Source organism: Ruegeria sp. BHSC029, from assembly GCF_059613085.1.
Genome location: NZ_JBXWRU010000002.1, coordinates 100352 through 119420, shown reverse-complemented (window position 1 = coordinate 119420; position 19069 = coordinate 100352). Strand labels below are relative to the sequence as shown.

18 protein-coding genes are annotated in these 19069 nt (G+C 61.3%); 8 read left to right on the top strand and 10 right to left on the bottom strand.

The genetic code is table 11. The features are described from left to right. Positions 1–9: 9 nt before the first annotated feature. The 4 genes from AC2FML_RS04215 to AC2FML_RS04200 form a co-directional block, all read right to left on the bottom strand. Positions 10–726 carry a helix-turn-helix domain-containing protein gene (locus tag AC2FML_RS04215; protein ID WP_496782131.1) on the bottom strand — a complete coding sequence of 239 codons (717 nt, stop codon included), beginning with the start codon at positions 724–726 and terminating at the stop codon, positions 10–12. A gap of 278 nt (positions 727–1004) precedes the next feature. After that, the gene (gene ilvN, locus AC2FML_RS04210; protein ID WP_093962354.1) at positions 1005–1565 is read right to left on the bottom strand and encodes an acetolactate synthase small subunit; all 561 of its coding nucleotides are present in this window, start codon (positions 1563–1565) and stop codon (positions 1005–1007) included. Continuing rightward, complete coding sequence (locus AC2FML_RS04205; RefSeq protein ID WP_496782129.1) at positions 1562–2818, bottom strand: glycosyltransferase family 87 protein; 1257 nt, start codon at positions 2816–2818, stop codon at positions 1562–1564. Before AC2FML_RS04205 ends, ilvN begins: the two co-directional genes overlap by 4 nt. Before the next feature lie 64 nt (positions 2819–2882). Further along, positions 2883–4634 (bottom strand): acetolactate synthase 3 large subunit, encoded by a 1752-nt coding sequence (locus tag AC2FML_RS04200; RefSeq protein ID WP_496782127.1) that lies wholly within the window; start codon positions 4632–4634, stop codon positions 2883–2885. Between the two features lie 418 nt (positions 4635–5052). On the opposite strand from AC2FML_RS04200, the gene AC2FML_RS04195 reads away from it, so the two are divergent. After that, complete coding sequence (locus AC2FML_RS04195) at positions 5053–5898, top strand: HalD/BesD family halogenase (RefSeq protein ID WP_170358840.1); 846 nt, start codon at positions 5053–5055, stop codon at positions 5896–5898. Positions 5899–5942: 44 nt separating this feature from the next. Continuing rightward, positions 5943–6317, top strand: coding sequence for a bleomycin resistance protein (locus AC2FML_RS04190; RefSeq protein ID WP_496782125.1), 375 nt, complete (start codon positions 5943–5945; stop codon positions 6315–6317). Between the two features lie 30 nt (positions 6318–6347). On the opposite strand, the gene AC2FML_RS04185 is transcribed toward AC2FML_RS04190, so the two are convergent. Together AC2FML_RS04185 and AC2FML_RS04180 are read right to left on the bottom strand one after the other, a co-directional pair. Beyond that, positions 6348–6992 (bottom strand): response regulator transcription factor, encoded by a 645-nt coding sequence (locus AC2FML_RS04185; protein ID WP_170338171.1) that lies wholly within the window; start codon positions 6990–6992, stop codon positions 6348–6350. After that, positions 6992–8425: a cache domain-containing protein gene (locus tag AC2FML_RS04180; protein WP_170418374.1), complete on the bottom strand. Its 1434-nt coding sequence runs from the start codon at positions 8423–8425 to the stop codon at positions 6992–6994. The genes AC2FML_RS04185 and AC2FML_RS04180 overlap by 1 nt, the downstream gene beginning before the upstream one ends. Positions 8426–8672: 247 nt before the next feature. On the opposite strand from AC2FML_RS04180, the gene AC2FML_RS04175 reads away from it, so the two are divergent. The 3 genes from AC2FML_RS04175 (at position 8673) to AC2FML_RS04165 (ending at position 13178) form a co-directional block, all read left to right on the top strand. Continuing rightward, positions 8673–9755 (top strand): TRAP transporter substrate-binding protein, encoded by a 1083-nt coding sequence (locus tag AC2FML_RS04175; RefSeq protein WP_170338175.1) that lies wholly within the window; start codon positions 8673–8675, stop codon positions 9753–9755. A 124-nt stretch (positions 9756–9879) separates the two neighbouring features. Then, positions 9880–10806, top strand: coding sequence for a TRAP transporter small permease subunit (locus AC2FML_RS04170; protein ID WP_170338177.1), 927 nt, complete (start codon positions 9880–9882; stop codon positions 10804–10806). A gap of 17 nt (positions 10807–10823) precedes the next feature. Continuing rightward, the gene (locus tag AC2FML_RS04165) at positions 10824–13178 is read left to right on the top strand and encodes a TRAP transporter large permease (protein WP_170358851.1); all 2355 of its coding nucleotides are present in this window, start codon (positions 10824–10826) and stop codon (positions 13176–13178) included. 74 nt (positions 13179–13252) lie between these two features. Here AC2FML_RS04165 and AC2FML_RS04160 read toward each other — a convergent pair whose 3' ends face one another. The 4 genes from AC2FML_RS04160 to AC2FML_RS04145 all read right to left on the bottom strand — a co-directional run bounded on the left by AC2FML_RS04160 (position 13253) and on the right by AC2FML_RS04145 (position 15466). Then, positions 13253–13642: a VOC family protein gene (locus tag AC2FML_RS04160; protein ID WP_170338689.1), complete on the bottom strand. Its 390-nt coding sequence runs from the start codon at positions 13640–13642 to the stop codon at positions 13253–13255. Positions 13643–13648: 6 nt separating this feature from the next. Beyond that, entirely contained in the window at positions 13649–14473 is an 825-nt protein-coding gene (locus tag AC2FML_RS04155) for an arginyltransferase (RefSeq protein ID WP_093962342.1), read from the bottom strand. A 74-nt stretch (positions 14474–14547) separates the two neighbouring features. Beyond that, positions 14548–14979, bottom strand: a complete 432-nt coding sequence (locus AC2FML_RS04150; protein WP_093962341.1) for an RDD family protein — start codon at positions 14977–14979, stop codon at positions 14548–14550. 67 nt (positions 14980–15046) lie between these two features. Continuing rightward, positions 15047–15466, bottom strand: coding sequence for a DUF2852 domain-containing protein (locus AC2FML_RS04145; protein WP_170338185.1), 420 nt, complete (start codon positions 15464–15466; stop codon positions 15047–15049). Between the two features lie 141 nt (positions 15467–15607). On the opposite strand from AC2FML_RS04145, the gene AC2FML_RS04140 reads away from it, so the two are divergent. The 3 genes from AC2FML_RS04140 to AC2FML_RS04130 are packed head-to-tail and all read left to right on the top strand — an operon-like array spanning position 15608 to position 19062. Further along, the gene (locus AC2FML_RS04140) at positions 15608–15997 is read left to right on the top strand and encodes a DUF4440 domain-containing protein (RefSeq protein WP_496782122.1); all 390 of its coding nucleotides are present in this window, start codon (positions 15608–15610) and stop codon (positions 15995–15997) included. A 13-nt stretch (positions 15998–16010) separates the two neighbouring features. Further along, complete coding sequence (glnE, locus tag AC2FML_RS04135) at positions 16011–18803, top strand: bifunctional [glutamate--ammonia ligase]-adenylyl-L-tyrosine phosphorylase/[glutamate--ammonia-ligase] adenylyltransferase (protein WP_496782120.1); 2793 nt, start codon at positions 16011–16013, stop codon at positions 18801–18803. Further along, positions 18790–19062, top strand: coding sequence for a hypothetical protein (locus AC2FML_RS04130; RefSeq protein WP_496782118.1), 273 nt, complete (start codon positions 18790–18792; stop codon positions 19060–19062). The genes glnE and AC2FML_RS04130 overlap by 14 nt, the downstream gene beginning before the upstream one ends. The last annotated feature ends 7 nt before the right edge of the window (positions 19063–19069 follow it).

The window sequence follows — 19069 nt, the reverse complement described above, 5'->3', positions numbered from 1 at the left end:
GGCGGTTTCCTATGTCCGGCGCGCCAGTCTTGCTGCCTCCAGCGTTGCCCGGAAATCGTGGCCCAGATGGCGGATTTCCAATCTGTAGATGTGCGGAGTAGCCGCAGAGTGCTCCATGCACGAACCGATCCAGACGCCGTTGCCATCGGTCATGTCCTTGCGGATCACCATCGTCTTGCTGTCACGACCAGCCTCGCGCGACAAGACTGCGTAGATATTGGGTCCGGCGCAGGCGGCGAAGCCACGAAGTTCACGGCCCGTGGCGGAACGCGTACCGGCCATGGCCGGCGGCAGGAAGCCGCGCAGGACAGCACACTGATGCAGGTACCGGGTTTGAACCAGCCAATGATGGGCGCGTGGATCGGCTTCGCCGCCATGTTGCGTCACAAGATAGACGCCGCTTGGAAACGTGTCCTCGGTCAAGGCTGCCAGTCCGGGCCGAAGGAACTGGACCACGCTTTCGGGCAGGTCACAGCGCCGGGGCGCGGGGATTTCCTCAAGCGGTTTCAACAGAATGCGGGCATCCACGTCAAAGAACCGGCAGATGCGGTCCAGAACGTCCGGGCGTGGAAAACTCTCGCCAGAAAGATACCGGTTGAACTGCGTGCGGTTGACGCCCAGCTGTCTGCACAGTTCGGCGACCGAAGGATAGCGGTCGGCAAGTTGCCTGAGATTCGCCCCCAGCATGCTGCGCAGCTCGGCGGGCGTGCGAGTGTCTACGGCCATGTCTCACTCTGGTTTGCAACGGTTCGGGAAACACGACCGGAGCGGCCAGAAAGGCCGGTCGCCAGTCAAGAAATCGTAAAATTGACCCCATGGAACACGCAGTTTGCTTGTTCTGGTCCAAGCGTAACGCGCTCAGGCGCGAACGCAATAGGCATTAAGCCCATTTGTATGGTCTTTTTCCTGTCAGTGCTCAGTTGCGCACCTGCAGGAAACGATCCGACAACGCAAAACGCCCCGTCAACGAGGGCGACGGGGCGTTTTGATGGGTTCGCGAAAAATCAGTTGCCGCGCAGCAGGGCCGCGACACCTGTTCGTGCAACCTCGACAGAGCCCAGCGGGCGCATCAGGTCGGCGAATGCATCGATCTTGTCCGGCGCGCCGGTGATTTCGAAGATGAACGAATTCAACGTGCTGTCCACGACATTGGCCCGGAAAATGTCGGCAAGGCGCAACGCTTCGACCCGCTTGTCGCCTTCGCCAACGACCTTGATGATCGCCAGTTCCCGTTCGACCGAAGGGCCTTCGACAGTCAGGTCATGCACGTCATGCACCGGGACGATACGGCCCAGCTGAGCCTTGATCTGTTCGATCACCTGCGGTGTACCGGTGGTGACGATCGTGATGCGGCTGAGGTGTCCGGTATGGTCAACCTCGGCCACGGTCAGGCTTTCGATGTTGTAGCCGCGCCCCGAGAACAGCCCGATGACCCGGGCTAGAACCCCCGGTTCGTTTTCGACCAAAACAGCAATCGTGTGGCGTTCCTGCACGTCCGAGAAGGTCGGGCGCAGGTTGTAGGCCGAGTGGCGGGTGGAACCTTTTCGGATCTTGAGTGCAGTCATTGGAAGACCTCATCGTTGGCAGAGGAATTGTCTGGCGCCCGCAGCCGTTGAACAACGGCACCGATGCAAACCAGACAGGAAAGATACAAAAGCGGTGCAAAAAGCAGGCGGATCGAGATGTCGACCTCGCCGCGGAACAGAAAGGCGAAGAAAGCGGGGGCGGCACCCAGCCACATCGCTCCGGCCAGCGCCATGCCCCATGGGCTGTTCGTCAATACACCTGCGCGCAAGAGGAATAGTCCCGCAGCGGAGATCAGAGCAGATTCGTAGAACCACAGGTATGGGGTGGACAGCATAACCGCCAGCGCCAGCACCGCGGCACGCAGGTCAAAACCGATCCGGGGGCTGCGCCATGTGATCGTGACCATGATGGCCGCGCAGGCTGTGATCGTCCACTGAACGGCCAAGGCGACAGGCTCGGGCAGCCCAAAGCTGGCGAGCGTCGAATAGGGGCTAAGCATCAGATTGTTTTCGACGATGGTTTCACGCACCACCGAAAAGTGGACCGCCATCATGTTGCGCATTTCCAGCCAGTATTCCGGACCGTAGAGCGCAGTCGCCAACCCCGAGATGACCAGGGTCGTGACGCCGGCCGAAATGATGGTCGGCCACGCCCGGCACGCCAGCAAAGCAAAGGGAATCAGGATGCCCAGCTGAGGTTTGAGCGTCAGAAGGCCGATAAAAAAGCCGGCAAGAACCAAACGTTGGTTCTTGAGCGCTGCAAGTGCCGCCAGCAAACCGGCCATCCACAGGGCTGCGGTCTGCCCCATGAACAGGGTCGGCAATATCGCGGGTGGCAGCGCAAATGCGAACCAGACCGGTGTGATGCCTTCCGCGAACGGCCGGGCGGCGAATATCATCGCGACGATCGACGCGATCGAGAAGACCAGCCAGGCAATGGGGAAGGGAAGGGCGCCCAAGGGTTGCAGCGTTGCAAGAAACGCCGGCGGGTAAGACCAGGGCATCCAGTCATCTTCCTTGATGACGTTGTGCATGGCGGTCAGGCTGTCGACACTGAAAGCCGACAGAGGCTCACCCAGATGGGCCAGACGTCCGGCGGCCCAGAAGACCCGAAAGTCGATCGGAAAGCCGGCGCTGCCATTGGCCGCGATCTCGCTCCAGCTGAGGCCGAGCCAGATGACAAAGACCCCAAGCACCAGCGCAGGGACAAGAATGCCCAACTGCCAGCCGCGACGCCCCGCAAAAATCTGCAGGTTCTCGCGTGGAGATGTCTGAGTGGGGATGCCGGGCATGTTCCGTCCTGTCCTGTGAGCGTCCATCAGGGCCAACAGCGTGGCCCTGTGTCCGCAAGCAATATCAAACCAGCACCGCGCCGCCAGCCTGAATGACACCCTTCGTTTCGGCCTCGCCCAGCAGCATCTCGTTATGGGCCTTGCCCGACGGGATCATGGGGAAGCAGTTCTCGTGCTTTTCCACCAGACAGTCAAAGATCACCGGACCGTCGTAATTGATCATCTCCATGATCGCGTCATCCAGATCGGCGGGGTCTTTGCAGATGATCCCCTTGGCCCCGAAGGCCTCGGCCAGCTTGACGAAATCGGGCAGGGCCTCGGACCACGAATGCGAGTAGCGTTCGCCGTGCAGCAGTTCCTGCCACTGGCGCACCATGCCCAGGCGTTCGTTGTTCAGGATGAACTGTTTCACCGGCAGGCGGTATTGGACGGCGGTGCCCATCTCCTGCATGTTCATCAGCCAACTGGCCTCGCCCGCGACGTTGATCACCAGCGCGTCCGGGTGTGCCATCTGCACCCCGATCGAAGCCGGGAAGCCATAGCCCATGGTGCCCAGCCCGCCCGAGGTCATCCAGCGGTTGGGGTCTTCGAACCCAAGGAATTGCGCGGCCCACATCTGGTGCTGGCCCACCTCGGTACAGACATAGCGATCGTGGTCCTTGGTCAGCGCCTCGAGCCGTTCCAGCGCATATTGGGGTTTTATCGCCTTTTCGCTGTTGGTGTAGGCAAGGCAGTTGACCTTGCGCCAGTCCGAGATCTGGGCCTGCCACTTGGCGATCGCTTCGGTGTTGGTTTTGCGACCACGCGCCTTCCAGACCTTCAGCACGTCTTCCAGAACATGCGCCACGTCCCCCACGATGGGGATGTCCACCCGGATCACCTTGTTGATCGAGGACGGGTCGATGTCGATATGCGCCTTCTTCGACTTGGGCGAGAACGCGTCGATACGCCCGGTGATCCGGTCGTCGAAACGGGCGCCGACATTGATCATCAGGTCACAGTCATGCATGGCCATGTTCGCCTCGTAGAGGCCGTGCATGCCCAGCATCCCGATCCAGTTCTTGCCCGATGCGGGGTAGGCGCCCAGTCCCATCAGGGTCGAGGTGATGGGGAACCCGGTCGCGTCGACCAGCTCGCGCAGCAGTTGGCTGGCAGCGGGGCCTGAGTTGATCACGCCGCCGCCGGTGTAGAACACGGGCCGCTTGGCGGTTTCGATGGCGGCGACCAGTTCGGTGATCTCTTCGATGTCGCCCTTGAGCGCCGGTTGATAATGCGAGGTCGATGGTTTCGGCGCGTTGTATTTGCCGGTGGCAAACTGAACGTCTTTGGGGATGTCGATCAACACAGGACCGGGACGGCCCGCGGTGGCGACATGAAACGCCTCGTGCATGGTTTCCGCCAACGAGTTGGTGTCTTTGACCAGCCAATTGTGCTTGGTGCAGGGCCGGGTGATGCCCACCGTGTCTGCCTCTTGGAACGCATCCGAGCCGATCATGAACGTCGGCACCTGACCGGTCAGAACCACGATCGGGATCGAATCCAGAAGCGCGTCGGTCAGGCCGGTTACCGCGTTGGTCGCGCCGGGCCCCGAGGTCACCAGTGCGACACCGGGTTTGCCGGTTGAACGGGCATAGCCCTCGGCGGCATGTATCGCGCCCTGTTCATGCCGCACCAGGATGTGACGGATGTCATTTTGCAGAAAGATCTCGTCATAGATCGGTAGCACGGCGCCGCCGGGGTATCCGAATACCGTGTCCACGCCCTGATCCTTGAGGGCCTGGACCACCATCTTTGCGCCGGTCATCTCACGTGTCATCTGCTTTGCTCCGTTCGCGACATGTGTCTTGCGTTTGACAAAAAAAAGCCCCCGAAGTTTCGGAGGCGCATGGGTTCGATTATGGTTTACCGTTACCGGCCCATGCGCGTGGTTCCTACGATTACGACTAGCGTTCTCATCGCCAGAGGCTCCTTTTTGCGTGGGGCAGACATTATGGGCGGCGCGAAGAGGCGTCAACAGGCAATCTGGCCAATTTCCTGACTCTGGTGTCGAATTTTGCGACATTTTGTTGCGCAGATTGCCGCATGTGGGGAAATTTCCGGAAATACTGGCCGAGTTTTGCCGAGTTCCGAGCTGTGGTCGAGGTCAGAATGCGTCAGAGCGATGTCTGAAACGGGCATGATGCGGGGGCCGGGCTGGGTCAGGCTGGGGCTGCGAACAAGTCAGGGAGGACGGCATGCTGATGGATCTGGTGGACCTCGGGCGCTATCCGATAGATCGTCCGAATTCGGCGGCCTATGATCGGTTGATCGATGACATTCGTCGTGACCTCGACAAAGATGGTTGCGCAGTTTTACCCGGATTTGTCCACGAAGACGGGTTGGGTCAGTTGCTGACCGAAGCCGAAGCCGTCGCGCCGAGCGCGCATCGCAGTTTCAACCGGACCAACGCCTATTTCACCAAGGACGATCCCCGCTTTGGTATCGCCCACCCGATCCGTCGGTTCTATGACCGGTCGAACGCCTTTGTTCCGGCCGACAATTTCCCGTCTACCGGTCCCCTGCGCAGAATCTACGAGTTCGAAGGATTTCTGCCCTTCATCCGCGAAGCGCTGAATGAACCCGCGGATCGGTTCTTTCGCTACGATGATCCATTGGCGGATGTGATCATCAACGTGGTCGAAGAGGGGCAGGGCTTTCCGTGGCATTTCGACACGAACAACTACACGGTTACTCTGGCGATCCAGAATGGCGAGCAAGGCGGCGCCTTTGAATACGCGCCGAACCTGCGCACCGCTGAGGAGGAGAACTTTGACAAGGTGGCCTCGGTTCTAGACGGCAATATGGGAATGGTACGCCAGTTGGAGCTCAATCCCGGTGATCTGCAGATCTTTCGGGGGCGCTATTCCTTGCATCGCGTGGCGCCAGTGTCGGGTGCACGGCCGCGCTACGTGGGGATATTCTCCTTTGTCGAGGCCGAAGGAATGTGTGGCGGGGTCGAGCGTACTCGACAGCTCTACGGCCGTGTGCTGCCGTGTCATCGCGACAGGGAGGGGGTGCGAAACGATGAGCTTCTGGACTGACCCGTGCTAGGGTGGAGCAGTCAGATCCTGCCAGGGAGTGCAAGGTGCCACGTATTCTTCAGCTAACCCCTTTTGTCCTGTGTTCCTCGCTGAGCCGACAAATTGCATTCTACTGCGATCGTCTGGGTTTCGCGTGTGGGTTCACGCAAGACAACTATGCTTTTCTCAAGCTTGGCCCGGTTGCAATTCGCCTGCTGGAATGCCCGCCGCGCGCGGATGGCCTGCCGCTGGGCCACGAGCAATCCTTCTATATTGATGTCGAGGATATAGACGACTTGTACGAAAGCCTGCGTCCCAAACTCGAAGACCTGCCCGAAGGGCGGGTTCGTGCGCCATTTGATCAGCCATATCAACAGCGAGAGTTTCACGTTCTGGATGAGGACGGCACGCTGATCTTTTTCGGCGAAGGAATCCCTTGAAGCGCGGAAGCTGCGCTGATGGCGCGGCCGTCAGAAGGCCACGCCGGTTCCTTGCAGAACGCCATGTTCCAGCGCGTATCGGGTCAGGCCGGCAGTCGATGAGATGCCCAGCTTGCGCTTGATGTTTTTGCGATGGGTTTCGACCGTGCGAACCGAAATATCCAGCGCCAGCGCGACTTCCTTGTTCGACTTGCCCTGCGCCAATTCCAGAAGGATCGTCTGCTCGCGTCCGGTGAGTGCTTCGCGCGCCGCATCCTCTTTCGGTTCCAGCGATCCGATCGCCCCGGTGCACAGATAGCGCTCTCCACGCATGACCGCGTCTATGGCCTGCTTGATTTCGTCCGTAGGCACATCCTTGAGAACATAGCCCTTGGCCCCGTGGCTCAATGCGGTCGAGATGTATTCCGGGCTGTCATGCATCGACAGAATGAGAATGCGGGTGTCGGGCAGCCGTTCGAGGATCAGCTCCGTGGCGCTGAGCCCCCCGAGCCCCGGCATGTTCAGATCCATCAGGATGACATCGGGCTGCAGGCGCGCGGCCTGATCCACCGCGTCACGGCCATTGCCCAACGTCCCGACGACCTTGATGTCGTCAAAACTCTCGAGGATCGACTGGATGCCCTCGGCGACCATGGGGTGATCGTCGACGATAAGGACTCGGATCGTTTCGGTCATCAGGAACCGGCCTTTCCTTTGGGTGTCGCGTCTTCCTGCGGCGGCAACAGGTGGCTCAGCGGCAGGCTGACTTCGATCACTGTACCACTTTGTGCGCCGCGTGATGACAGGATACGCAGGGATCCGTCAAGCTGTTCTATGCGCTCTTGCATGTTGCGCAGCCCGATCCCGGTGCTGACCCGGCCCGGTCGTGACCGAAGGCCACGGCCGTTGTCGGTGATGCGCATGGTCGCGCCCTTCTTGTGGCCGCGCAGGTCGATCGTGACGCGGGTTGCGCCAGAATGGCGTTCGATATTCGTCAGCGCCTCTTGCGCGATACGGTAGAGGGCGATCTTGCTGTCCTGGTCCAGACGATTGCGGAACACGACGGTCGAGAACTCGGTCTCGATCCCGGTCCGTTCGCGGAAATCATCGGTCAGCGCCTTCAGGGCCGGGCCAAGGCCCAAGTCATCCAATACGCCGGGCCGCAGGTCGCGACTGATGCGACGCACTTCGGTAATCGCGGTGCCCAGGTTGTCGATGCCCTTGTCCAGCGGCGCACGTGCGCCGTCATGATCGCCCTTGGACAGGCGCCGCCGGGCATTGTCCAGTGCATAGCGCACCCCGACCAGGATCTGGCTGATCCCGTCATGCAGTTCACGCGCCACGCGGCCGCGCTCTTCCTCCTGCGCGTCGATGACCCGCTTGGTCAGTTCCTTCAGCTTGGCATCCGCAAGCCGGCGTTCGCGGATGTTCAACAGCATCCCCGAGGCGAAGACGATCAGAACCGCCGCCAGAACGATACCGCCTATATACAGGAACGTGCGTTGTACGCGCGCTTCGACTTCGGCGCGGGCATTTGCAACGGTGGCCACGATGTCGTCGATGAATACACCGGTTCCCACGGCCCAACGCCAATCCTGCAGGCCGACGACATAGGCGATCATCATCGCCTCTTCCCCGGTCGAGGGCTTCTGCCACATGAAACTGTGCCATCCGGCACCCTGCCGGGCCAGGCGGATGAACTCGTCGACCACCGGAACACCCTCGCTGTCCGTCAGGCCCTCCCAGTTCTGATTGATGAACTCGGTCTGGCGCGGGCTGACAAGGTTGTTGCCGTCATAATCGTATACGAAGAAGAACCCGTCCTTTCCGTAGATCATCGCCGACAGGATCTGGGTCACCAGATTCTGGGCCACCTCGTCATCCGGAGACGCGCGTCCGTAGATGTATGCGAACCCGTTTCGGGCCTGTGTCACGTAGTTGCGCAGCTCTTCCTTCTTGGCCTCGATCAGCCGACGCTCCAACGCCTTGATCTCGCGTTCAGCCGTCGCGCGGGATTCATAGGCAACCATAACCGCGATTGCGGCCACGGCCACCACGAGCGGAATGGCCGCAACCAGCGACAGCTTCTGAGCATAGGTCAGTGAAAGCAGAGCGCGGAATTTCCCCATGGTCGAATCGATACGCAAGCGGGGGTGAAATTGCAAAGAGATTGGGCATTCCGGCGCTCGGAACGCCCGGAACTCGCGGTTTGCGGGTAGAAATGAGCCCGGGAATTGCGCGTTCTGCAGAAAAAACCATCTGATCTACGTAGTAATAGGTATTCCTTTTCAACCGGCCATCATTAGGGTGACGCTACCGTAAACGACTGGCTCGGGCGCTGCCCGAGTCGTGACTATGAAGGGGAGGAATACTCTTATGGATCGTCGTAAGTTTCTAAAGACGTCGGCACTGGGCGGCTCGGCCGCAGCGGCAACCGCACTGGCGGCACCTGCCTATGCGCAGGGCAAGCGCACGCTGACCATGGTTACCTCGTGGGGCCGCGGTCTGGCTGGCGTGTTCGACAGCGCGCAGCGTTGCGCCGACAGCATCACCGCAATGTCCGACGGCAACCTGACCGTTGACATCAAGGCCGCGGGCGAGCTGGTGGGCGCGTTCGAAGTGTTCGACGCGGTCTCGTCGGGTCAGGCTGACATGTATCACGCCGCTGACTATTACTTTGTCGGTCAGCACCCGGGCTATGCGTTCTTCACCGCCGTTCCGTTCGGAATGACCGCGCAGGAACTGGTGAACTGGTACTATTTCGATGGCGGCATGGAGCTGCATGACGAACTGGGCCAGATCTTCGGCCTGAAATCGTTCCTGGCAGGCAACACCGGTGCGCAGGCCGGCGGCTGGTACTCGAAAGAGATCAACAGCCCCGAAGACTTCAACGGCCTGAAGTTCCGTATGCCGGGTCTGGGCGGCAAGGCTCTGGGCAAACTGGGCGCATCGGTTCAGAACATTCCGGGTTCGGAAGTGTACCAGGCACTGTCCTCGGGTGCCATCGACGGCACCGAGTGGATCGGTCCCTGGGCAGACGAAAAGGCCGGTTTCCAGGAGATCACCAAGATCTACTACACCGCCGGTTTCCACGAGCCGGGCGCAGGCCTGTCGCTGGCCACCAACCGCGACGTGTTCGAAAGCCTCTCGCCGGCGCACCAGAAGATCATCGAGATCGCTGCCGGCGAAGCGCACCAGTGGAACCTGGCACAGTTCCTGGCCAACAACGGCGCGGCGCTGCAGCGTCTGCAGGCCGGTGGCGTAAAGGTCATGGAATTCCCCGACAGTGTCTGGGATGCCTTCGGACAAGCCAGCCAGGAAGTTCTGGCCGAGAACATGAGCGACGAGCTGTTCAAGAAGATCCACGACAGCGCGATGGCATCGATGAAAGCCTCGTCGTCGTGGCTGAACATGTCTTCGGGCGTCTACACCGCTCAGCGCGACCGCGTTCTGGGCTAACTGGCCGTCTGGCAATCAAACGGTTTCCCCGCCACGTGCGGGGAAACCTTTCCTGTTGCAGATGCGCGGATCGCACGGTTTTCCGCTATAATCAGCGTCGCAACCAACGGGACCTGGGGACATTATGCAGGACGAAAACGGTATCTCGTTCTTCGGCGCCCTGTGGAACGGACTGGTCTGGTTCGTTCAGAGCATCGCCGAAGCCTTCTATAATTTCGGATACGCCATCACGCATCCGCAGCTGTGGCTGAACTGGTCGGACAAAGAAGCAATCATGCGCTTTGTCTACTACGGCGGGTCGGTCGAGTTCTTTTTCGTGGTCTTCACGATCTTCCTCGTGTTGACCGCGATCGGGCTTTACTTCCGCGGCTTCATGTGGGGCATGGTGCGCGTTTTGGAAGGGTTCGCTAACACGACCGGGCGTTTCTTTGCCTGGGCGGGCCTGCTGATGGTGATCCAGCAAATCGTCATCGTATTCATGCAGCGCGTATTCGCGCGGCCTGACATGGCGTTTGGTCTGGGTATCCCGTTCCAGATGGATATCAGCTGGTATGCCGAAGAGTTGAAGCTGTACAACGCGCTCGTCGTCTGCCTGTGCTGCACCTACACCTTCGTGCAGGGCGGCCACGTCCGCGTGGACCTCGTTTATGCCGGCATTTCACACCGGGCCAAGCGTGTGGTCGACATGCTGGGCTCGATCCTTTTCATGATGCCCATCGCCGTGCTGACCTGGATGTATGGCTGGTACTTCATGTGGCGTCACCTGATCGTGCCGAAGCCCTCGGCCAGCGACACGCTGGACCGGCTGGTGATGAAATCCCGCGCGCTGCGCTGGAACGTAGAAACCATCGGCTTCAGCCCCAACGGTTTCAATGCCTACTTCCTGTTCAAGATCCTGCTTGTGGCCTTTGCCGCGATGGTGTTCCTGCACGCGATCGCGTTCTTCTACCGGTCCTATCTCGAATATGTCGAAGGCCCGGAAAGCGCTGGAAAATACCTCGACAAGGACAGCCTTGGCGAGGGCGAAGAAGCCTACGAAGGCACACATTAAGGACGGAGACCAAGACAATGCTATTCGGACTTGATGGCGTCGAGATAGGCCTCATTATCGTATTCCTCTGCCTGTTTGGCGGGATTCTCAGCGGCTTTCCGGTGGCGTTTGCCATCGGCGGGGCCGGCATCATCTCTTTCGGGATCATCGCCGCGCTGGACAGCGCCGGGTTGCTGATCCACCAGGCGATCGACACAAGCTCGCAAGCCTATCGGGACATCGTAAATTCGGGTGTGAAACCCGATGTGATATCCGTGTTCCGATACCCGGACCTGCCAAGGATCGCCGAGCCGGTCTTTGTTCAGGGTTGGGAAACCGCGTTGGACCGCAACGTGTCCTTCATCGTGAACCGTATCAACGAACGAGTTCTGGCCGGTCAGTCGATCGAGACTCTGCTGGCGGTGCTGATGTTCGTGCTGATGGGCATCACGCTGGAACGCTCGAAAATCGCCAACGACCTGCTGACCACAATGGCGCGCGTCTTTGGCCCGCTGCCGGGCGGTCTGGCGGTGTCGATCGTGGTTGTGGGGGCATTCCTTGCGGCCTCGACCGGTATTGTGGGCGCGACCGTGGTGACGATGGGCCTGCTGGCCCTGCCGACCATGCTGCGCAACAACTACTCGCCAGAGCTGGCGACGGGCGTGATCGCGGCCTCGGGCACGCTGGGGCAGATCATTCCGCCCTCGATCGTGATTGTTCTGCTGGGCACGCTGGCGGGTGACCTGTATTCGACGGCGCAGGAGACCCGCGCAGTCGAAGCTGGATGTACCGACGCGCTGACCTATCTGGGCGAGCCTGCCGTGGTTTCGGTGGGGACGCTGTTCCAGGCGGCGCTGCTGCCGGGGATCATGCTGGCGCTGCTCTATGCGCTTTATGCCTTTGGCTACGCGCTGCTCAACCCGCACAAGGCACCTGCGGTCGAACTGTCAGGGGGCAGCGGCGAGACCATCACCCGCTCGGAAGGCCTGACCTGGCTGCTGGGTGCCCCGGTCGCACTGATCGTGGGCGCGGTTCTGCTGGGCAGCGCCGGTGTCATCGGAAGCCAGAACATCACGGTTTCCGGCTTCTCGGACATCGGTGAGGCGGCCTCGTTGCGCACCAACGTATCCGAGGAGTGCAAGGCCTCGATGATAGACCTGCATGGTCAGGCGGCCTGGGACAAGGCCGTGGCCGAGCAGGAAGCCATCGATGCCGCCGGCGGCGCAACCGAAGCGCAACGGCTGAGCGAGGAAGAACTGGCCTCGGCCCGTGAAGCCAAGATTGCGGCTGCCGCCCCGATCGGCACCGGTGTTGCGGTCATGGTCGTGCTGCTGGGGCTGACGCTGGTTCTGGGTCGCGGCATCGCGCCCTCGCGATCGCCGCAGCCGCTGATCGTGGGTGCAATCGGGCTGATCCTGATGCTGCTGGTCGATGTGCTGCTGATTGCGCCGACCACCTCGTCGGGGGCCACCTTCCTGCTGCTGGCGCTGCCTTTCGGGCTTGCCATGTATGGCTGCAAGGAAGCGGCGGCGCGCTGTGCGACCAATGATCTGATCCGCGTGGTATTCCCGCCGCTGGTTCTGATCATCGCGGTACTTGGATCGATCCTGGGTGGTGTGACCAACCCGACTCCGGCAGCAGCGCTGGGGGCAGGCGGGGCCATCATGCTGGCGGCCTATCGCAAACTGCAGGATCAGGGACGGTCGGGCAAAGTGATCATCTGGTCCACCTTCGCTGTCATCATCTGCCTTCTGCTGGGTGTCAACTTTGACCTCCGCGTGAACCAAGGCGATGTAAGCGTCGAGACCTGGATTGCGTTCATCCTGGCCTATGCAACCTACCTCTATGCGCTGTTCGGCCTGCTGTTCGCCTGCTGGGTGCTGTATGCCAGCGGTGTTCTGACACCGGTGGTGCGGGAAACCGCCAAGGTGACCTCGATGGTCTTCACCATCCTGATCGGATCGCAGCTGCTGAACCTGGTGGTGATCTCGTTCGGCGGGGAACACTATATCCAGCAGTTCCTCAAGAGCTTTGACAACGAGTTCACGGTCTTCCTGATCGTGATGCTGGTGCTGTTCATCCTGGGCTTCGTGCTGGACTTCCTCGAGATCATCTACATCGTGATCCCGATCGTGGGTCCGGTGATCTATGGCGGGTCGTTCGACCCGAAATGGGTGACGATCATGGTGGCGGTGAACCTGCAGACCTCGTTCCTGACGCCGCCATTTGGCTTTGCGCTGTTCTATCTGCGCGGCGTGGCGCCGAAAGAAGTGACGACGGGCCATATCTACCGCGGGATCATCCCCTTCGTGCTGATCCAGGTGGTTGGCATCGGAATCCTGTGGTTCTTCCCGTCGATCGTGACGATCGTGCCGGACCTGATCCCGAACTGATCGGTGATGGCGTTATCAAAGTGAAAAGGGGGCCGCGAGGCCCCCTTTGCGTTGGTCCCGGCTGACGCCGGTTGTCAGGTGAACTGGATCAGGTCCCAACGGTTCCCGAACGGATCCTGCCAGACGGCAACGATGCCATAGGGTTCATGGCGGGGCTCTTCCTCGAACCGGACCCCGTTGGCCAGCATGTCTGCGTGATCGCGGGCGAAATCATCGGTTCTGAGGAAAAACCCGACACGACCTCCGGTCTGATTACCGATTGCGGCCCGTTGGCTGTCTCCGTCAGCCTTGGCCAACAGCAGAGCAGCCCCATCGCTGCCAGGGGGCGTAACCAAAACCCATCGTTTGCCTTCGCCAAGATCGATGTCCTGGGTCAGCCGGAACCGAAGCGTCTTGGTGTAGAACGCGATCGCGTCATCATAGTCCGGCACCACCAGGGTGACGGCGTGCAAACCTTGCTGCATCAGAATTCAACCTTTGGTAGGGTGGCGATCGGGAAGTTGGATATTCGCGACCTGCTCGGCAATCGGAGCAGTCGAAAGTGGGTGATGCGTTGAGTCGGTGAATGCCTCCGGGTCGTCCACACGCTGCCACCCGCCTTTCACATAGACCTCGAGCCCGGCGAATTTCACCTTGTAGCCCATCTTGGGGCTGCCGGGGACCCAATAGCCCAGATATACATATGGCAGCCCGGCCTCGCGCGCGATGTCGATATGATCGAGGATCATATAGGTTCCCAGCGAGCTTTGCGGCTGGTTCGGGTCATAGAACGAATAGACCATGCTCAACCCGTCATCCAGAACATCGGTCAGGCTGACGGCGATCAGGTTTCCGGTTTTGGGGTCGGCGTATTCAACGACGCGGCTGCGGATCGGGGTCTCTTCGATCATCGCGGCGAATTCGAACACGTCCATATCTGCCATGCCGCCATCAGCGTGCCGTGTGTCCAGGTACCGCCGAAACAGCTCGTACTGGTCGTCGGTGGCCCAAGGTGAGGTCGCGCGTCGCTGAAGGTGCGCATTGCGCCGCGCCGCGCGTTTCTGGCTTTTGGTCGGAGAAAAGGCCGAGACGTCGATCCGGGCCGACAGGCAGGCCGCACAATCGGTGCAAGAGGGCCGGTACAGAACGTTTTGAGACCGGCGAAAACCCTGCTGCGACAGAGAGTTGTTCAGCTGATCCGCGCCTTCGCCCTGCAGGGCGGTGAACAGCTTACGCTCGATCCTGCCCTCGAGATAAGGGCAGGGCTGTGGTGCAGTCACATAGAACTGCGGCGCAATCGGCAGCGTGTGTCGCATGAAGGCCCCGTGTTTCCTCGGGGCCGATGATAGCAACCGTTTCTGGGGTCGCCAAGTCCCAGAAACGGGCCGTGTCAGGCGCGCTGGTTCAGCATTACGGTGCCGAGGAAGGCATCGGTCAGGCCCTGGTTGCGGGCACTGGTCAGCATCATGATGACCGAGATGATCTGCAGGATCGGAAACGCCATGCTGACAAAGTAACCGGCTGTATGCGCGACGGCCTTGCCGGTATCCATGCGTTCGCCAAATGCGTCGCGCAGCTCGATTCCCATAAAGCGCATGCCCAGCGTGGCAGACCCGTTTGCGATGGTGACGACACGGTAGATGAAACTGACGACCGCATAGATCAGCGCGATGACGAACAGGCCCATGCCGAAGGTCAGCAGAATGGCAACCGTGCACAGCAGCGAAATGAAGGCGATATCAAACAGCCACGCGAAGAAACGTTTGATCGCCACGGATTTGTAGAAGTCCGGCTGACGATCCGGGTCGGGCAGATGAGACATGAAGGAATTTCCGGTCGGTTGTTGAGGTTTGCCCTGTCCCACAGAGAGGGGGCAGGGCGGTAGGGTATCAGGCGGTTTCGTCCTTGTCGTCCGCCGTATTCTCCTGAGCGCGTTCGTTCATGAACTGGTCGAACTCGGCCTTGTCCTTGGCTTCGCGCAGGCGGTGCAGGAAGGCTTCGAAATCCTGTTGTTCCCGTTCCAGGCGGGCCAGCGTGTCGGCCTTGTAGGCGTCGAATGCGCTGTTGCCCGAGGGCTTCATCGCGCTCATGTGACTGTGCCAGGAATGGCGGCGGCTGCAGGATTTGCTGAACATGCGTTTGCTCCAGATCATATAGGCCAGAAGGGCCAGGCCAACGGGCCAGAAGAAGATGAAACCAAGGACCATGGCAGCGATCCAGGCGCCTTTGCCCTTGTCGTCTAGCCAGGCCTCTGCACGGTGCAACCATCCCGGGTTGCGGGGGACGGCGTGTTCGGACAATGCGGTCATTTGGGCTCTCCAGGTTGATGTAAATTGTGTTCACATTGATCTAGATGGGGTGGCCCGGCCCGGATGCAAGGGGTGATGTGAAAAAGATTTACATTAAGTGCCCCGGTTGACGGCAGTTCCGATCCTGCGCAACGTGCGGGCATGAACACGCACAACGACAAGCCCGCCCCGACGCTTGAAGAAATCCTGAACCTGGAGCAACAGGTCTGGACCGCTTTGGTCGAGGGTGATGCGCAGGCGGACCGGGCGTTGCTGAGCGCCGATTTTCTGGGCGTATACCCATCCGGTTTCGCCAATCGTGACGATCATGTGGGTCAGTTCGCAGACAGCCCGACCATGGAGTCATATGAGTTGAGCGCGGCGCAACTGCGCGTTTTGATATCGGATATCGTCCTGTTGTCCTACCGGGCGGACTATCAGCGGCCGGGTGCGTCCGCGCGCGAGGCGATGCTGATCTCATCGTTGTGGGAACGCCGGGATGATGGCTGGATCAATACCTTCAGCCAGGACACTCCAGTCGACGTTACCTGACCGGAATTCGCCCATGACCGACAATCTTACCATCCGCCGCGTCCCGCGTCCCTACGACCCCGAATTGGGGCGAGAAGCCTGCGCCGCAGTGCCGGATCTGACCGCTGGTCAGTCCGAACTGGTGGCTGGTGCCGCAGGCAGCAGCCCGTACCTCAAGAGCTTGATCGACCGTGAGCGCAATTGGCTGGCCCCGGCGCTGGATCGGCCGCAGCACGCTCTTGGGCAGATCATGGACGACGCGCGCGCGTTGGCTCCTGACCAGTTGAAACCGGGTCTGAGGCAGGCAAAGCATCGGCTTGCCTTGCTGACGGCCCTGGCCGACCTTTCCGGAGCTTGGAACCTCGAGCAGGTCACGACGGCACTGACCGACTTCGCGGCGCTTGCCGTGGACATCGCGGCCAAGGCCGAGATCGCGGCGCTGATCCGGCGCAAGAAGCTGCCCGGCATGACCGAAGACGACGTCGAAACCGCCGCCGGGATGGTGATCCTGGCGATGGGCAAGATGGGTGCGCACGAACTGAACTACAGCTCGGATATCGACCTGATCGTGCTGTTCGACGAAACCCGGTACGATCCCGACGATTTCTATGAGGCGCGGCAGGGCATGGTGCGGGCCACGCGCAATTTCTGCGCCACGCTCAGCGACAAGACGGCAGATGGGTACGTGTTCCGCACCGATCTGCGCCTGCGCCCCGATCCTGCGGTCACCCCCGTCTGCATGGCGACCGAGGCGGCCGAGCGCTATTACGAAAGCCTGGGCCGCACATGGGAGCGTGCAGCCTATATCAAGGCCCGCCCTTGCGCCGGTGACATCGCCGCCGGGCAGCAGTTTCTGGAGACCCTGCGGCCCTTTGTCTGGCGCCGCCATCTGGATTTCGCCGCCATCCAGGACGCTCACGACATGCGCCTGCGCATACGCGAGAACAAGGGCACCGGTGGGGCTCTGACGATCCCCGGCCATGACATGAAGCTGGGGCAGGGCGGCATTCGCGAAATCGAGTTCTTTACCCAGACGCGACAATTGATCGCCGGGGGCCGTGACCCCGACCTGCGGGTGCGCGGCACGGTTCCGGGACTGGCCGCGCTGGCGGCCAAGGACTGGGTGCCGCGGGACGTGTCCGACAAGCTGACCGACCATTACCGCGCCCATCGCGAGGTCGAGCACCGCATCCAGATGGTGCATGACGCGCAGACCCACAAGGTGCCGCAATCGCCCGACGGGGTCGAGCGCATCGCCTGCCTGATGGGCACCACCAGCGCCGACCTGACAGCCGATCTGACCCGCCGCCTGACCGAGGTGCACGAGCTGACCGAGGGCTTTTTCGCGCCCGGCGCCGGCCCCGCGCCGACCGCAGCGCCCCCGGTCGAGTTCGACGCCGGCGTTCTGGCCCGGTGGACAACCTATCCCGCGCTGCGTTCGCAACGGGGCGCGCGCATTTTCGAGCGGCTCAAACCCGAATTGCTGGCCCGGCTGGCCAAGACCGCCCGTCCCGACGAGGCGCTGCTGGCGCTGGATGGGTTTCTGGCCGGATTGCCCGCTGGTGTGCAGCTGTTTTCGCTGTTCGAAGCCAACCCGCATCTGATCGACCTGCTGGTCGACATCGTCGGAACCTCGCATGCACTGGCCGCGCACCTGTCGCGCAATGCGCAGGTGTTCGACGCGGTGATCGGTGGCAGCTTCTTTGCCGATTGGCCCGGTCAGTCCGCCTTGCAGGCTGAACTGTCCCACGCGCTGGCGGCTGAGTCGGACTATGAAACGCAGCTGGATCTGGCGCGGCGCTGGTGCAAGGAATGGCATTTCCGTATCGGTGTGCACCACCTGCGCGGTCTGATCGACGGGTTGCAGGCCGGGCGGCAATACGCGGACCTCGCGCAGGTTGTCATCGCCGCGATCTTACCCTGCGTAGAGCGGCAGTTTTCGCAGAAGCACGGCTCCCCCCCTGGGCGCGGCGCTGTGGTGCTGGGAATGGGGTCATTGGGGGCCGCTCGGCTGAACTCGCAATCCGACCTGGACATGATCATGATCTACGACCCGCAAGCGGTGGACATGTCCGACGGCCCCAAGCCACTGGCCACGCGCACATACTATGCGCGCTTTACACAGGCGCTGATTACCGCCCTGTCGGCGCCGATGGCGCAAGGACGGTTGTACGAGGTCGACATGCGACTGCGGCCGTCCGGCAATCAGGGGCCAGTCGCCACAAGCTGGGCCAGCTTCACTCATTACCAACAAGAGGAAGCCTGGGTTTGGGAGCATCTGGCCTTGACCCGCGCGCGCGCAGTTGCAGGCAACACGGATCTGGCAGACGATTTCGAAGCTTTCCGAACGCAGTTCCTGTCTCGCCCGCGCGACAAGGATCAAGCCCTGCGCGAAGTGTCCGACATGCGCGCACGCCTCGCGGCCGCGAAATCTCCCGCCGGTGTCTGGGATGTCAAGAACGGCCCCGGCCGTCTGCTGGATATCGAGCTGATGGCCGAAACCGGCGCACTGTTGTCCGGAGCGCCACAGCGCGACATCGACTCGGGCCTGGACGGAGCGGTCGCTGCGGGCCTTTTGGATGTCGCTCAGGCGCAGGTGTTGAAGGACGCATATGACCTATGCTGGTCGGTGCAATGCGCGGCGCGGCTACTGTCTGGCAAGGTGATCGAGGCCGACAAGATCGGGCAGGGGGGCACGGCCTTTCTGTGCCGGGCGACCGGGTTCGAGCAGGTCGAGCAGTTACAGTCCGCCTTGCAGGACAGCTATGCTGCCGCAGCCGAAGTGATCGGCGCGGTGATCGAGGAGAGTGCGGATGGCGCGCAGTGATGACCCGAACGACCCCAAGGGCCTGATCCGCGAGGCCTATCGCATCGACGGAATCACGCGGCCGGAATGTCGCAGCATCTTTTTGGACTGGGCGCTCAGCCTGCCGGACGGGCGCGACCAGAAGCAGGCGCTTACCGAGTTGCATGCTGTCTATACCGCACAGGATGCCGACCATCCCATGACACAGGTTCTGCGCGAAGGGCTGGACACCGCGCAGGCTCCGCGCCGGCGCGGCGGCTGGCGGGCGCGCCAACGCTGACGGATAG